Annotated in this window: 16 protein-coding genes; 7 read left to right on the top strand and 9 right to left on the bottom strand. The window is 44.5% G+C overall.

Annotated features, from left to right (window positions below; translation table 11 throughout):
- From ACFQ2O_RS14395 to ACFQ2O_RS14365, 7 genes are all read right to left on the bottom strand, one after another.
- The coding region (locus ACFQ2O_RS14395; RefSeq protein ID WP_377528847.1) for a YkvA family protein at nucleotides 1–391 on the bottom strand (391 nt) is incomplete at its 3' end.
- Between the two features lie 105 nt (nucleotides 392–496).
- Nucleotides 497–1,231 carry a shikimate dehydrogenase family protein gene (locus ACFQ2O_RS14390; protein WP_377528845.1) on the bottom strand — a complete coding sequence of 245 codons (735 nt, stop codon included), beginning with the start codon at nucleotides 1,229–1,231 and terminating at the stop codon, nucleotides 497–499.
- A gap of 18 nt (nucleotides 1,232–1,249) precedes the next feature.
- Nucleotides 1,250–2,194 (bottom strand): DUF368 domain-containing protein, encoded by a 945-nt coding sequence (locus ACFQ2O_RS14385; RefSeq protein ID WP_377528843.1) that lies wholly within the window; start codon nucleotides 2,192–2,194, stop codon nucleotides 1,250–1,252.
- A gap of 105 nt (nucleotides 2,195–2,299) precedes the next feature.
- Nucleotides 2,300–3,073 (bottom strand): phosphosulfolactate synthase, encoded by a 774-nt coding sequence (locus tag ACFQ2O_RS14380; RefSeq protein ID WP_377528840.1) that lies wholly within the window; start codon nucleotides 3,071–3,073, stop codon nucleotides 2,300–2,302.
- A 6-nt stretch (nucleotides 3,074–3,079) separates the two neighbouring features.
- Nucleotides 3,080–4,477, bottom strand: coding sequence for a tetratricopeptide repeat protein (locus tag ACFQ2O_RS14375; protein ID WP_377528835.1), 1,398 nt, complete (start codon nucleotides 4,475–4,477; stop codon nucleotides 3,080–3,082).
- Nucleotides 4,478–4,554: 77 nt separating this feature from the next.
- On the bottom strand, nucleotides 4,555–5,535 hold the full coding sequence (locus ACFQ2O_RS14370; RefSeq protein WP_377528833.1) for an NAD-dependent epimerase/dehydratase family protein: 981 nt from the start codon (nucleotides 5,533–5,535) through the stop codon (nucleotides 4,555–4,557).
- 41 nt (nucleotides 5,536–5,576) lie between these two features.
- Nucleotides 5,577–6,329, bottom strand: coding sequence for a tyrosine-protein phosphatase (locus tag ACFQ2O_RS14365; RefSeq protein ID WP_377528831.1), 753 nt, complete (start codon nucleotides 6,327–6,329; stop codon nucleotides 5,577–5,579).
- A gap of 247 nt (nucleotides 6,330–6,576) precedes the next feature.
- Between ACFQ2O_RS14365 and ACFQ2O_RS14360 the strand changes: the two genes are divergently transcribed.
- The 4 genes from ACFQ2O_RS14360 to hpf all read left to right on the top strand — a co-directional run bounded on the left by ACFQ2O_RS14360 (nucleotide 6,577) and on the right by hpf (nucleotide 9,332).
- Nucleotides 6,577–7,716 carry an acyl-CoA dehydrogenase gene (locus ACFQ2O_RS14360; RefSeq protein WP_377528829.1) on the top strand — a complete coding sequence of 380 codons (1,140 nt, stop codon included), beginning with the start codon at nucleotides 6,577–6,579 and terminating at the stop codon, nucleotides 7,714–7,716.
- A gap of 149 nt (nucleotides 7,717–7,865) precedes the next feature.
- Nucleotides 7,866–8,060: a 30S ribosomal protein S21 gene (rpsU, locus tag ACFQ2O_RS14355; RefSeq protein WP_377528827.1), complete on the top strand. Its 195-nt coding sequence runs from the start codon at nucleotides 7,866–7,868 to the stop codon at nucleotides 8,058–8,060.
- A 69-nt stretch (nucleotides 8,061–8,129) separates the two neighbouring features.
- Entirely contained in the window at nucleotides 8,130–9,008 is an 879-nt protein-coding gene (locus ACFQ2O_RS14350) for a tyrosine-type recombinase/integrase (RefSeq protein ID WP_377528825.1), read from the top strand.
- Nucleotides 9,009–9,032: 24 nt separating this feature from the next.
- Entirely contained in the window at nucleotides 9,033–9,332 is a 300-nt protein-coding gene (gene hpf / locus ACFQ2O_RS14345) for a ribosome hibernation-promoting factor, HPF/YfiA family (RefSeq protein WP_377528822.1), read from the top strand.
- A 104-nt stretch (nucleotides 9,333–9,436) separates the two neighbouring features.
- On the opposite strand, the gene metK is transcribed toward hpf, so the two are convergent.
- A complete protein-coding gene (gene metK / locus ACFQ2O_RS14340; protein ID WP_377528819.1) occupies nucleotides 9,437–10,741 on the bottom strand; it encodes a methionine adenosyltransferase in 1,305 nt (434 codons plus the stop codon).
- A gap of 270 nt (nucleotides 10,742–11,011) precedes the next feature.
- On the opposite strand from metK, the gene ACFQ2O_RS14335 reads away from it, so the two are divergent.
- The 3 genes from ACFQ2O_RS14335 to ACFQ2O_RS14325 all read left to right on the top strand — a co-directional run bounded on the left by ACFQ2O_RS14335 (nucleotide 11,012) and on the right by ACFQ2O_RS14325 (nucleotide 12,610).
- Nucleotides 11,012–11,815: a phosphatase PAP2 family protein gene (locus ACFQ2O_RS14335; RefSeq protein ID WP_377528816.1), complete on the top strand. Its 804-nt coding sequence runs from the start codon at nucleotides 11,012–11,014 to the stop codon at nucleotides 11,813–11,815.
- A gap of 5 nt (nucleotides 11,816–11,820) precedes the next feature.
- Nucleotides 11,821–11,979, top strand: coding sequence for a hypothetical protein (locus tag ACFQ2O_RS14330; RefSeq protein ID WP_377528814.1), 159 nt, complete (start codon nucleotides 11,821–11,823; stop codon nucleotides 11,977–11,979).
- Nucleotides 11,980–12,175: 196 nt separating this feature from the next.
- A complete protein-coding gene (locus ACFQ2O_RS14325; protein ID WP_377528812.1) occupies nucleotides 12,176–12,610 on the top strand; it encodes a phosphatase PAP2 family protein in 435 nt (144 codons plus the stop codon).
- Between the two features lie 78 nt (nucleotides 12,611–12,688).
- Here the strand turns inward: ACFQ2O_RS14325 and ACFQ2O_RS14320 are convergent.
- The coding region (locus tag ACFQ2O_RS14320; protein WP_377528810.1) for a RagB/SusD family nutrient uptake outer membrane protein at nucleotides 12,689–14,044 on the bottom strand (1,356 nt) is incomplete at its 5' end.

Genomic DNA, 14,044 nt, shown 5'->3' with positions numbered 1-14,044 from the left:
CTAAAAATATAAACTTGTAAAATACAAGCGCAATCAGCGTCAATAGCAGCACCCAAGTATATCCTATCACTTTTAATGCCAAAATTGATTTTTCGTTTTCCTGACTCATCTCTTCGTATGCCTGTAGCCTCGCCTCATCCCGTACACTTCTTGTTAAGAAACCGTAAGACATAGTTAGCGTCAAAGCTACAATTACCACATCATCCAGATAACCCAGCACCGGATTAAGATCAGGCACCAGATCTAAGGGGCTGAGGGCATAACCAATGGCTATAGCAAGCAGCACCTGCACGTACCATCTCACACGGTTGTCACGATACGATAAGTATAGCGCATAGATTTCCGTGTTGAAGACGTGCGTCTTCTGTTTCAGGGTATGTAACAACGTCATGATAGTGGGATAGGATCAGTATGTAATCCTTTTACGCTAGTACCCTAGTAAAAAGTTGCACTAATTCTGCACTTCGTACTTTAACTACAATTGTACTGTTTAAATTTAAGCATTCCAAACCTGCCAGGCTGCATTTGCCTGTGCATGGAGCATGGGCAGGCCATTTATTGTATTAGCTCCTCTCTCTGCGCATTTCTGCATCAAAAGCGTATACTCCGGATTGTACACCAAATCATAAACATAATGTTTCGATGTTATACTATTAAAAGATAGCGTTGGCGCTTCCTTCACCTCCGGGAACATTCCTAATGGTGTTGTATTGATGATCAGGTTGTGTGTTGCTACTATTTCCGGGCCAAGTTGGGCATAGGTCAACTGCCCTTCAGCCTCATTTCTCGAAACTCGCTTGAATGGTATATTCAACGCATTTAAAGCAGCCCAAACAGCTTTAGCGGCCCCTCCTGTACCCAGCACTAATGCCTGCTCTCTTTGCTGCTCTGGATAAAAATCCTCCAGCGTAGTTTTAAAGCCGATATAGTCTGTGTTATAACCTATACTTTGCCCCTCCCTTATTTTGATTGTATTTACAGCACCTATACTGGCGGCGGCACTATCCAAGGCATCTAAAAATGGTAGTACCTGCTCTTTATATGGCACTGTTACATTCAGCCCCACCAACTCTGGTTCCTGCTCCAGCAAAGATGGCAGGTTTTCTATCTGCGGTATTTCGTACAGTTCGTAAGCTGCATCAGTGATACCTTCACGCTCAAACTTCTCTGTAAAATATTTCTTAGAGAAAGAGTGCCCCAGCTTTTTACCGATTAGTCCGAATTTACGCATAGTACTGCTTTTATTTGCTTATAATTCTGATGTATGGTCTGTTGTAAAATAATCGATGAGGTACACAAGCAGGAAACCGAAAATGGCAAGCACCACACTATATACCAAGTATGATTCATGGCCTGTTAATGCTTCGTAGTTGCCGGGCAAAACATTGTCCTGTGCCAGCGGCTTTATTACGCCATGGCGGTCAGTGTATATTTGCGTGGTGATTTTCCAGGGCCATACTTTGTTTAGAGAGCCTACCATAAAGCCTGTAAGCAGCGAGATGGTTATGTTATAGTACCTCTTAAGCATGAAGTTGATGACATGCGAGAAAGAGAGTATACCGGCAATACAACCTAACGCAAACGTAAGAATTATGCTTATCCTAAAATCTTTAAGAGCAAGCATGATGTATTCATACTTCCCCAACAGTACAAGTATAAAACTGCCTGATATGCCTGGTAAAATCATGGCGCAGATGGCAATGGCACCGGATAAGAAAATAAACCAGTAAGCTTCAGGCGTCTGCCCTGGCGTGGCCACTGTTATATAATAGGCGATGGCCGCGCCCAACAATCCTGCAATGACTACTCCCGGTGTCCAACGGGTAACTTGCTTTGCTACCACCACGGCAGAAGCGACGATCAACCCAAAGAAGAATGACCAAAGCATTTCGGGGTAGTTTTCCAAAAGGTATAAGATCAACCTGGAAAGCGAGGCGAATGACAAGCCAATGCCCGCCAACAGCACAAGCAGGAAATTACCGTTAATGTGCTTCCAAAAACCTAACAGGTTAAAGCGCAGCAGCAGCTTGATGGCCTCGCCATTAACGGACCGAATAGAACCTAGCAGCTCTTCATAAATGCCCGTTATAAAAGCAATGGTACCACCAGATACGCCTGGCACCACATCAGCGGCGCCCATACCTACGCCTTTGGCAAACAGCAACAGATACTCTCGTAAGGATCTTCTTTCCATAAATTGTGTTAAGCTATACGTATGCAGCTATGGCCATATATAATAATTGCCCGTGCGGCCACACCTCACGGGCAATTTATACTTTAGTCTTAATACTTTAATTTCTTAGCAAGGCTTTTCCATGTCTAGGAAATGGCTGAATGTATCGCCACGCAATCCTAAACGAATAGTCTCTAACGGTATAACTTCGCTAGGAGCAATGTTGCCTAAGTTTACATTTGCACCTAACAACTTGATAAACCATACCTGCTGCGCTTTCTGTGGCGCTTCCCACAGTATTTTCTCAAAAGGTATCTGTGTCAGAATCTCCTCTACAAGACCGCTGCGGACTTCGCCGGTAGAGCGGAACAAGCCTACATTACCTCCCTCACGAGCCTCGCCTATTACTTTCCAGGCACCAGCTTCTAACTCAGCCTTCATCAGCTTTATCCACATGTAGGGCGGTATAATCTTTTCGGCATCTTTAGAACCAACCTCTGATAGTACAGTTACCTGCTTTGATAGCTTTGCAATATACTCGCACTTCTCATCATGCGCCATGTCAAGAGAGCCGTCTGATACTTCAGCATAGGTCATCCCGAACTGATCCAGCACACGGCGGTAGTCTTCGAACTGATTGCGCACAATAAACGCTTCAAATAAAGTACCTCCAAAATAAGTAGGGATACCGGCTGCTCTGTAAATTTCCAGCTTCTCTTTAAGGTTAGGCGTTACGTACGACGTAGCCCAACCTAGCTTTACAATGTCAACATAGTCTCCTGCTACCTCCAGGAAGTCTTCTACCTCTCGTAAGCTAAGACCTTTGTCCATGGCCATGGTGTAGCCGCGTTCGCGTGGTTTAGCGTCACGTTCGGGTATGTTACTCAGCGTGTAGTTCATGTGGTTTTATTTGCGATACTGATCAATTAATCGAGCTAATGCACGCTGCGATTCCAGCTCAGGAAAGAACTCGAACAGCAGTTTGTGTTTGTCGAAGTCCAAAATTAACGCATTTTCCAAATAATTGTAAGCTTCGCGGTATTTTCCTGCGGAAAGCATATAGGCGCAGGCCCGATAATACAGCTCTGCTTCGTTTGGCTGCAGTTCTATGGCATTTAAAATAATATCTGTGGCCTCCTCAAAGTTGCCCTGCTCAAACAGTATGATCGACCAGTTGAGGTAGATGTTCTTATCTTCCGGCTGTATCTCAGCGGCACGCTCATAACTCTCCAGCGCCGACACCACATGCCCAACATGATACTCGGCGGCAGCCAGTGCTACCCAGTAGTCGGTGCTATCGTCGTAAAGCTCTACTGCCTTTTTAAAGAAATGAACTGCCTCATACCATTTGCCCTGCGCATCCAGTATCACACCAATCCCGAACCAGGCCTCATCCATTTCAGGGTCCATGTCCACAGACTTCTGGTAATAGCGCCGCGACAGGTCCCATTGCTGTAGCTTCTCATAGCACTCGCCTATGTTGCAATAGATCTCGGCTGTGGGTGCTCCATGCTCTATCATGGCGTTGAAGGCATCTATCGCTTTGGGATAATCTCCTACGTATACTAAGGCATTTGCCATGTTATTATAAGCCGTGATAAAGTCAGGACGAATAATAGTAGCATAATCGTAGGCGGCAATAGCCTTCTCGTAGGTGCCAAGCTTATTGTAAACGTTGCCCAGGTTAAACCAGGCTACATGCGAGTAAGGGTCATCATCCACGAACTTCTGAAAGAACGGCACATGCTCGCTAACAGAGTTGGTTACATCCAGGCAGTATAGTATTTCCTGCATAGCCGCCTCATTTTCCTGGTTCAGCTCTACACATTTTTTATAATACTTCACAGCCGATGCCACCTTGCCCCAGGTTTGGTAAGCCAGGCCAATGTTAAAGTAAATATCGTCGCGGTCTTCTGAGTAGGCAAGTGCCTTCTTGAAGTAATCAATCGCCTCTCTGAACTCTCCCCGCTGTGTATAGATAATGCCGCGCGTAAGTTGCACATCTGCACTTTCCGGCTCTACTTCTGCAACGGTATTTATCATCTCCAGCGCATCTTCAAAGTTTCCGGCCATAGCCAGTAACTGCGCCTTATCTATTTGAAGGTCCGTTGAGAAGGGATATTGCGCAATGGCGGCATCACAGGCAGCTAAGGCTTTCTTATACTCAAAGTTGGCAGTATAGTGATCAATAATATATTCAAAATCTGTCAGGTCAAAAAACAGGGCTTCATTGTTATTAAGCATGCGCTCATAACGCTGTATCAGCTCCAGATCCTCTCTATGTTCTTCAAAGTCTTCTTTCATCTCCAATATCCAACCAGCTGCGTTTAATCAGCTTTTTCATATTACATTTTAACTTTGCAAATAGTTTATTCGCTGCTTTACAGCTTACCTTCCGCTACCTGCGCCTGCAGCTCCTGACAAACCCACAGCACCGACTCCGAAACAGGTTTGAAGGTATACCCAAGGGTTTTCGTGATCTTACTGCTGCTGAAGAGATGCGTTTTCTTTGCAGTGCGGGCAGTGTCTTTGGTAATAAGCGGCCGCCGCCCTGTTAGCCAAGACCGAACATGCTCTAACCGCCACACTACTTCTGCCACCATAGGAGGCACTTTTACGCCGGGTGCTTTCTTACCAAAGCAGCGGGCTACCTCTTCAAAAAAGGCTTTATATCCTAACCGCTCAGAATTCAGTATGTACCGCTCCCCTGTTATATCAGAGAATGTAAGTTGCATCATGGTTTGTACCACATCGCGCACATCAACAAAATTAGCCTCGCCGGCTGTATAAAAAGGGCGCTCGTTGTACACATACTTAAAAAGCTGCGTGCTGCTCCGGCTCCAGTCGGCGGGGCCGAGCACTACAGACGGATTTACCATTACCGCCGCCAAGCCTTCTGCTACACCTCGCCATACTTCCAGCTCAGCAAAATATTTAGAACTGGCATAAGCTGATATATCTTCGGCTGGGTCCCACTTTGCCTTTTCGTCCAGTACCTCTACATTTTTAGGCCTGCCTATGGCCGCGATAGAGCTCACGTGGCAAAGCTTAATGTTTCCAGCCTCCAGGCAGGCATCCACTACATTGGCAGTTCCTTCAATGTTCACCTGCTTTAACAGTTCCTCGTCCTGCGGAGCATAAGACACCAGGCCAGCACAATGAAAAACATGCGTTACCCCTTTAAGTGCCTCACGCAGCAAAGCAGGGTCCAGAATATCCCCTTCCAGCCATTGCACATTTTCCGCACCCTTTACTGCTGGTATCTGCCCCCGATAAAGTGCTCGTACCTGGTACTGAAGCCGCAAAAGCTCTGGAATCAGAAAACTGCCGATCAGGCCGCTGCCGCCTGTTACAAACACCATATGAGAGGAAATAAAAATGTGCGAAAGGAAGAAATACGTACTTATAGCTGCCTGTTGCGCAGTGGAAGCGCCAGTGCCTTAATCAGGTGCTTTGTGCTAACAACCTTTTGTAAGGTATTAGTATGTTTCAGGCCATGCGCATCTGAGCCTAAAAAATCGACCAGACCATGCTCCACCAGGCGCTCTGCCACTTCTCTAGCACTTGATGAATAATAGCCCGTCAGGGAGTTAAGGTTTGGCTGTAGCAGCACACCTAGTTCTTTTAGCCCTGCCAACTCTTCATACTTCCCGTAGAAGTAAGTATAACGCTCCGGGTGAGCCAATACAGGTTTATAGCCTTTGCTACGCATTTTAAAGATGGCCTCGCGCAAGTTGAGTGGCTCGTTCAGGAAAGACGTCTCAAACAGCAGATACCTGTCGCCGAAGGTTAATAGTTCTTCGTTATCATCCAGCTTCTGTATCAGCCCCTCGTCCAGGTAATACTCAGCGGCACAATCCAGCTCCATCTCAATATCTGCCTCCGCTACAGCCTGTCGCAGCAGGTGTAGTTTTTCTCGTATAATCTCAGGCGTGTTTTTATAGAAATCGCTCATGACATGGGGTGTCATGATGAGCTTTCTGTAGCCCAGCTCCTTCATGGCTTTCACCAGCCCTAGCGATTGCTCTATACTTTCTGAACCGTCGTCAATACCAGGCAGGATATGCGAATGCATGTCCACGCCTATCTCGCCTAACGACGCTTCCAGCGCAGATTCCTCGTTTCCCCCAAACAAGTTCTTTAAAAACTGTATCATGCCATCTTTGTTAGCTCCTGTGGCTTCCCTTGTACGAAGGACGCAACAAAGAAATAAACTTCAAAATAACAGAAATAAAAGTGCCTGTCAAAATAAAGCTTCCGGTGAGTGCAGTACCCTCTAGCACACCTGCTTAAATACATACTATAGATTGGTGAATTAAGCTTATTTATATAGCTTTGTAAACAACGGATAGTGCAAAACCGTTTTAAGTGCGACGATAGACTTTATTTGACCTCAACTACAAATGGAATTAAAAACTACTGAAAACCAGCGCATGATCGCTGATATGGTCCGTGACTTTGGAGCCAAACACATCAAACCTAAGATGCGTGAGTGGGACGACGCACAGGAATTTCCTGTAGAAGTCTTCAAGAAACTAGGAGAACTAGGCCTGATGGGTGTTTTGGTACCAACTGAGTATGGCGGCTCGGGCTTTGGCTACCTGGAATATGTAACGGCAATTGCCGAGCTTTCTAAAATAGATGGCTCCATCGGTTTGTCTATGGCTGCGCATAACTCCCTTTGCACAGGCCATATTCTGCAGTTCGGAAACGAGGCACAAAAAAAGCAGTATCTACCTAAACTGGCTACTGCTGAATGGATCGGAGCCTGGGGCCTGACAGAGCCAAACACTGGTTCTGATGCCGGCAACATGCGAACCGTGGCTGTTCAGGATGGTGACTATTGGGTTATCAACGGAGCTAAGAACTTTATTACACACGGCAAGTCCGGTAACGTAGCTGTTGTGATTGTGCGCACTGGTGAGGTGGGTGATTCGCATGGTATGACAACCTTTGTGATTGAAAAAGGAACACCTGGTTTCAGCGCTGGCCGAAAAGAAGACAAGCTAGGCATGCGTGCCTCTGAAACAACTGAGCTTATTTTCCAGGATTGCCGCGTACACAAAGATCAGATTTTAGGTGAAGTAGGCGATGGCTTTATCCAGGCGATGAAAGTATTGGATGGCGGCCGCATCTCTATTGCAGCCTTATCACTGGGTATTGCGCAGGGAGCACTTGATGCAGCTTTGGCTTACTCGCAGGAGCGCCAGCAGTTTAACAAGCCTATCTCCAGCTTCCAGGGCATTGCCTTTAAGCTGGCTGACATGGCAACAGAAGTAGAGGCTGCTTCGCTTCTTACGTACCAGGCAGCAGACATGAAAAACCGTGGCCTGAACGTAAACAAGGAATCTGCCATGGCTAAGCTATTTGCTTCGGAAGTATGTGTGCGCGTGGCCAACGAGGCCGTACAGATTTTTGGTGGCTACGGCTTCACAAAAGATTACCCAGCTGAGAAATATTACCGCGATGCGAAGCTTTGCACCATCGGCGAGGGAACAAGCGAGATACAAAAGCTTGTTATATCAAGAGCTATACTTAAGTAAAAAGGTTAAAGGAGAGGCATTAACCCGCTTCTCCTCCCATTTTTTACACAAATTAAGGCCTGACAATAAAATAATTACCCAATTAGTTGATTTTTAAGTATAAGCTTGATTAAATTTGCAACCCTAATTCAAAGAGAGCGAGAAGAAATATGATCATTGTAAACGTAAAAGATAACGAGTCTGTAGACCGTGCATTAAAGAGATTCAAAAAGAAGTTCGAGAGAACTGGTGTTCTGAAAGAATTACGTGCAAGAACGTTTTTCCAGAAACCATCTGTTGCTAGAAGAAAGCAGAAAGAGAGAGCTGTATACAAGCAACAACTGTTTGCTGATCAAAACTACTAGTATCTCTAACAAGATATTTTATTTTTCCATAAATTAGTATATCTGATACTTACTCAGGTATACTAATTTATGGATTTATTTTTTAAGTACCTTCAGTACGAAAAGCGGTATAGTCCGCACACGCTTACCTCCTACCATACCGATCTGGGCCAGTTTTCAGATTACCTGAAACAGGTTTACCTGATTGAAGATGCTGCTGAGGCAGATCATACTATTATCCGGTCCTGGTTACTTACGCTTGTTCAAAACGGTATTAAGCCACGCTCGATCAATCGCAAAATTGCCTGCCTGCGCTCCTATTATAGATTCCTGATGTCTCAAGAGCGCGTAAAGGTTAACCCTATGCTGCGCATAAAGGCACCCAAGGCCACTAAAAAGCTGCCTGCCTTTGTGCAGGAGCAGCCATTTAACGACCTGCTTGATTCCTTTGATTTTGAAGATACTTTTGAAGGACAGCGCGACAGGCTTATACTTGAGTTTCTGTATGGCACAGGTATCCGTTTAGCAGAGCTTCTCCATATAGAACCAACTGACATAGAGCTTCATGCCAAAACCGTGAGAGTTTTGGGTAAAGGTAACAAGGAACGTATTGTGCCGCTCAACGACTCTCTCCTGCTGGCTTTGGACGCTTACCAAACAGAGAAAAAGCGCTTGTTTACCGATAACAATTCGGTAAAGTTGCTCGTTACTAATAAAGCTCGTCCCCTTTATCCTAAATTCGTTTATCGCGTCGTTAAAAAGTATATCAGTCTAATTACTACTTCTGAAAATAACAGCCCACACGTGCTGCGACACTCGTTCGCTACACACCTGTTAAATAAAGGAGCCGACCTGAACGCTATAAAGGATTTATTAGGGCATGCGAGCCTTGCGGCAACGCAGGTGTATACTCATAACTCTATTGAACAGCTTAAATCGATATTCGAGAAAGCACACCCAAAAGCGTAAGTTTAACCATTTAATGTAACAACTATGAAGCTACAAATGTATTCCGTTAACTTCGATGCAGATGAGCAATTGAACAGCTTTATCCAACAGAAGGTAAATAAACTGGAAACGTTCTACGACAGAATTATAGATGGGGAAGTATTCCTTAAAAATAATAATAACGATGGCATCAACAACAAAACCGTTGAACTAAGATTGTTCATCCCCGGCTCAACACTTTTCTCACAAGAAGATGCACCATCTTTTGAGGCTGCAGCAGACGCCGCTATTGATGCGATGCGCCGCCAGTTGAAAAAACATAAAGAAAAACAGGCAACACACTAGCAGAAGCTCGCCTTCCGCAGTTAAGAAATAAAAGATACCATAAACAGAGAGGCCCGACGGATATCCGTCGGGCCTCTCTGTTTATGGTAAAACTTGTGCCTAAATTAAAGACCAAATTCTGCTTTGATTTTATCAACGTAATCAAGCTTTTCCCAGGTAAACGTTTCGAACTCCTTTGTCTCTTTCTGACCGTTTTTGGATATCTCAACTGTTTTTGTTCCTGGCTTACGCCCCATGTGCCCGTAGGCTGCTGTTTCACCGAATATCGGGTTTTGCAAGCCAAAGCGCTGCACAATCGCATATGGGCGCATATCGAATAGCTTATTTACCTTCTCAGCAATTTCTCCATCGCTCATCAGGTTTCCGTTTGCATCTTTCACTTTGGTAGAGCCGTAAGTGGTTACATAGAGCCCTACAGGATTTGCAACACCAATAGCATAGGCTACCTGTACCAATGCCTGATCAGCTACACCAGCAGCTACCAAATTCTTTGCAATGTGGCGCGTAGCATAGGCCGCTGAGCGGTCAACCTTAGATGAGTCTTTACCAGAGAAAGCACCACCACCATGAGCACCTTTCCCGCCATAGGTATCTACAATGATTTTACGGCCTGTAAGACCTGTATCACCATGTGGGCCTCCAATCACAAACTTCCCTGTTGGGTTGATGTGATAAACGATATCAGAGTTGAAAAGCTTCTGAATACGCTCCGGCAATAACTTCAACACACGAGGGATAAGGATCGTATCTACGTCTTCCTTGATCTTAGCCACCATTTGCTGCTCCGCCTCATCCTTTGCTGCTGCACTGTCGCTTTCAGCAAGAACAAACTCATCGTGTTGTGTAGAGATTACGATCGTATCGATTTTCTCCGGCACATCATTATCACTGTAGCGGATAGTAACCTGAGACTTAGCATCAGGGCGAAGGTAAGTCATTTCTTTCCCTTCTTTGCGAATGGCAGAAAGCTCCTCTAGCAACAGGTGTGAAATGCTAAGCGCCAACGGCATGTAATTGTCTGTTTCGCTGGATGCATAGCCAAACATCATGCCCTGGTCACCAGCACCCTGCTCTTCTGGGTTAGAGCGCTCTACGCCCTGGTTGATGTCTGCAGACTGCTCATGTATAGCGGAGATAACACCGCAAGCTTCCGCATCAAACTTATATTCTGATTTGGTATAACCAATTCGCTTGATTACTTCACGTGCTACTTTTTGTACGTCTACGTAGGCTTCTGTCTTCACTTCTCCACTTAGCACAACCAAACCGGTTGTCACAAGTGTTTCACAGGCTACTTTAGACTGCGGATCCTGTTTCAGGAACTCATCTAAAAGTGCATCAGAAATCTGGTCTGCAACTTTATCTGGGTGTCCCTCAGACACAGACTCAGATGTAAATAAATAAGGCATTTTTTTCTATGGGTTTAGGTACAAAGTATAAACCAGCAGCCCCCCTTGGCAGCTGGTGCAAAGCTAAGACAAATCTGCCATACTTGAAACTACAAAGTACAAGCATAAACCCCCTAACGGCGATTAGGCGCCTACAGGTGGCAAAATAGTAATTGTCTTTTAAACAGCCTTATATCTAATAAACACTATAACTCTACCTTGTAACAACAACCTTTTAAAAATGCTGTCCGTTTCACATACAATAAACTTAACACTCATATAAGACATTCTATGAAACGTATTATATCAATATTTACTCTTATAACTCTTTTTACATCGGGCGCCTTCGCTCAAACTGAATCACCATATAAAACAAGCTTTAAAGTAGATGCCCCTGTTATTGCTGCAGGTGTTGGATTGAGCTACTATGGGCTAACCTTGATGCAGGACAAAGATGGCTTAACTGAAGCAGAAGTGCTAGCCTTAGACAAAAACGATGTTAACCGGTTTGACCGCTTTTCTGCAGGTTGGGATTCAAAATCTGCTGATAAAATCAGTGACTTCCCTTTTTATGCATCTTTCGCAGCGCCTATAGCTCTGTTACTAAATGATAATATAGGAAGTCATGCAGGGCAGGTAATGGTGCTATATGTAGAAACGATGGCAGTAACAGGAGCCTTGTTCACGCTTTCTAATGGGAATGTTGAACGCGTTCGCCCTAATGCTTACAGCTCTGATATTTCTTTATCAGAGAAAATGAGAAGTAATACTAAAAATGCTTTTTATGGGGGCCATAATTCAGCTACCGCCGGCGCAACATTTTTTGCAGCTAAGATTTTTCATGATTTTAACCCTGATTCTCCTGCCAGACCTTATGTTTGGGCTGCAGCGGCTACCGTACCTGCTGTAGTGGGTTATTTAAGAATGCGTGCAGGTAAGCATTTTCTAAGCGATGTTGTTTTAGGCTATATAGCTGGAGCAGGCGCAGGCATATTAGTCCCTCAGCTACACAAGAAATCAAACAAAACAAACCTAAGCCTTTTCCCGATAGCTGCTCCTGAATATAAGGGAGCTGCCTTATCCTATACTTTTTAAAAATCATGAAAAAGCTCCTGCTAGTGTGGCTTATACTTGGCTGTACAAATGAGTCTGTCTGGAGCCAAGCACCAACTTCTCCTTATAAAACTGACTGGGTAAAGGATGGAGCCATTATAGCAGGAGGAGTTGGAGCATCAATAGCTGGAAGCTTTTTTAATTGACAACAAAGACCGCGTAACAGTTGAGGAGCTTGCCGCTTTAAGAAAAAGCCATGTAAATGGATTTGATCGGTTTGTTGCCGGCAACTATAGCCAAAGCGCAGAAACCAGCAGCGACTTCTTATTCTACGGTTCTTTTGCTACGCCACTTCTACTCCTGATCGATAAAGACATTCAGCAAAGTGCGCCACAGGTATACTTGCTGTATGGGCAGACGCTTTCCATAGCAGGAGGCTTATATAGTCTAACAGCTGGCTTATCCAGGCGCAGGAGGCCTTATGTATATGGAGATAGCACACCGCTAGAGCTTCGCACGGATAAACAGGCTACTAATTCCTTCTATGCTGGCCATACAGCTGCAACTGCCGCCGCTACTTTTTTTCTGGCTAAAGTATACCACGACTTTAACCCTGACTCTCCAGCCCGTCCCTACATTTGGGCCGCCGCTGCCGCCGTACCTGCTACGGTTGGCTATCTACGGCTTAAAGCCGGCAAACATTTTCTAAGCGACAATATTATAGGCTATATAGTGGGGTCTGGTATTGGTATACTTGTGCCAGAGCTGCATAGGCGGGATTCTAAGATTACTTTGCTGCCAGCTAATGATGGCATGGCTGTTGTTTATAGTTTCTAGGGGCTATATTGGAACATTATAAAAAAGAAAGGGCTCCCATATGGGAGCCCTTTCTTTTTTATAACACCTAGTCTTTAATTAATAACCTTCGTTCTGCTCGAGAAGCTCATTAACTGTTATTTCAGCTAATGGAATAGGGTATTTCAACTGGTTCTTGTTTGTTACGTTTGGCAGAACCTCAATGGCTCTTCCAGTTCTAATCAAATCATACCAACGGAAGCCTTCTATTGCTAACTCTAATCTACGCTCATTCTCAATCTTCAGCTCAAAGTCACCTAAACCGCTTGCTGAAATATCAGATAGACCTCTCACTGCTCTTAAATCATTGATTCTATCTAGGGCACCTCCAAGGTTTCCTTGTTCAGCACGTGCCTCAGCACTTACTAAGTACATTTCAGCAACACGTGCTACAGGCCATGCATCACCTGTAAGAGCTCCTCCACGGTATTTCCACACCATGTTGTAGTCCTTACCTCCATAAACAGTTGGCTGTACAGTTACATCCTTACGCTTATCGCCGCTCTCGTATGCTGCTACTAAGCTTGGATCAGCTGGAAGCTCAAAGCGACCACCATTAGTTTTCTGACCGTTTGCAAGGCTATTGTGCAGCAGGAAATAACTCAATGATGTTTGGTCATTTGTTGTGCTGTTCAATGAGAAGATGCGTTCGCTGTTTTCTTTACTAGCAAACACACTTTCGAAGTTCTCTGATAAGCTAAACTTATTATTTGCAATAACTTCTTCTGCTAACCTTTCTGCTTCAGCATAGTTCTTTCTGATTAAATAAACCCTTGCCAGAAGAGCCTTGGCAGCTGGCTTAGATACATAAAAAGAACTCTTAAACTCCCCTGCATTTTCAACTGCATACTTCAGGTCTTCAACTATAAAGTTCCAAACCTCTTCTTCAGAGTTTCTAGCGACTTTCTCATTCGTTGGCTCAGTCAAGATCGGAACTCCACCCCATCTTGTAACTAAGCCATAGTAACCATAGGCTCTTAAGAAGCGTGCTTCTGCCAATACTTCTTTTTTACGAGCTGGATTACTGAATGTAGATTCATCCAGTTTTTCTACAGTTTGCAAAAAGAAGTTAGCTCTGTAAATACCTTTATACAGACCTTGCCAGTAATACTGAATCAGCAGGTTATTTGCTTGAATAGCATTGTTGTCTACCTCTCCATGCTGCGAAAAGGTTGCTCTCCATGCTAGGTTATCAGATGATAAGTCATCTGTTAACAAAGAAAGGTACTGATACGAAGTAGCTCCACCCTGGAAACCATCATACACTCCGTTCAATAAAACTTCTGTATCAGCAGGAGTTACAGCATCAGGTGAAATAGATCCCCGAGGCTCAATATTTAATTTATCTTCGCAGGCAGACAGTGATAATCCAGCCATTGCCATGCAAATCATTTTATACTTTATGTTCTTTAACAT

Origin of the sequence: Pontibacter rugosus, from assembly GCF_042678745.1 — a bacterium.
Taxonomy (GTDB): domain Bacteria; phylum Bacteroidota; class Bacteroidia; order Cytophagales; family Hymenobacteraceae; genus Pontibacter; species Pontibacter rugosus.
Note: the sequence above shows the minus strand (reverse complement) of the source record. Positions and strands in the feature narration are given on the sequence as shown.

Bases quoted from the DNA above. Each gene is read 5' to 3' on its own strand.
- ACFQ2O_RS14335 (WP_377528816.1), top strand. From the start codon at position 11,012: ATGAAACGTATTATATCAATATTTACTCTTATAACTCTTTTTACATCG.
- ACFQ2O_RS14375 (WP_377528835.1), bottom strand. From the start codon at position 4,477: ATGAAAGAAGACTTTGAAGAACATAGAGAGGATCTGGAGCTGATACAG.
- ACFQ2O_RS14370 (WP_377528833.1), bottom strand. From the start codon at position 5,535: ATGGTGTTTGTAACAGGCGGCAGCGGCCTGATCGGCAGTTTTCTGATT.
- ACFQ2O_RS14380 (WP_377528840.1), bottom strand. From the start codon at position 3,073: ATGAACTACACGCTGAGTAACATACCCGAACGTGACGCTAAACCACGC.
- ACFQ2O_RS14360 (WP_377528829.1), top strand. From the start codon at position 6,577: ATGGAATTAAAAACTACTGAAAACCAGCGCATGATCGCTGATATGGTC.
- ACFQ2O_RS14365 (WP_377528831.1), bottom strand. From the start codon at position 6,329: ATGATACAGTTTTTAAAGAACTTGTTTGGGGGAAACGAGGAATCTGCG.
- hpf (WP_377528822.1), top strand. From the start codon at position 9,033: ATGAAGCTACAAATGTATTCCGTTAACTTCGATGCAGATGAGCAATTG.
- ACFQ2O_RS14350 (WP_377528825.1), top strand. From the start codon at position 8,130: ATGGATTTATTTTTTAAGTACCTTCAGTACGAAAAGCGGTATAGTCCG.
- rpsU (WP_377528827.1), top strand. From the start codon at position 7,866: ATGATCATTGTAAACGTAAAAGATAACGAGTCTGTAGACCGTGCATTA.
- metK (WP_377528819.1), bottom strand. From the start codon at position 10,741: ATGCCTTATTTATTTACATCTGAGTCTGTGTCTGAGGGACACCCAGAT.
- ACFQ2O_RS14385 (WP_377528843.1), bottom strand. From the start codon at position 2,194: ATGGAAAGAAGATCCTTACGAGAGTATCTGTTGCTGTTTGCCAAAGGC.
- ACFQ2O_RS14330 (WP_377528814.1), top strand. From the start codon at position 11,821: ATGAAAAAGCTCCTGCTAGTGTGGCTTATACTTGGCTGTACAAATGAG.
- ACFQ2O_RS14390 (WP_377528845.1), bottom strand. From the start codon at position 1,231: ATGCGTAAATTCGGACTAATCGGTAAAAAGCTGGGGCACTCTTTCTCT.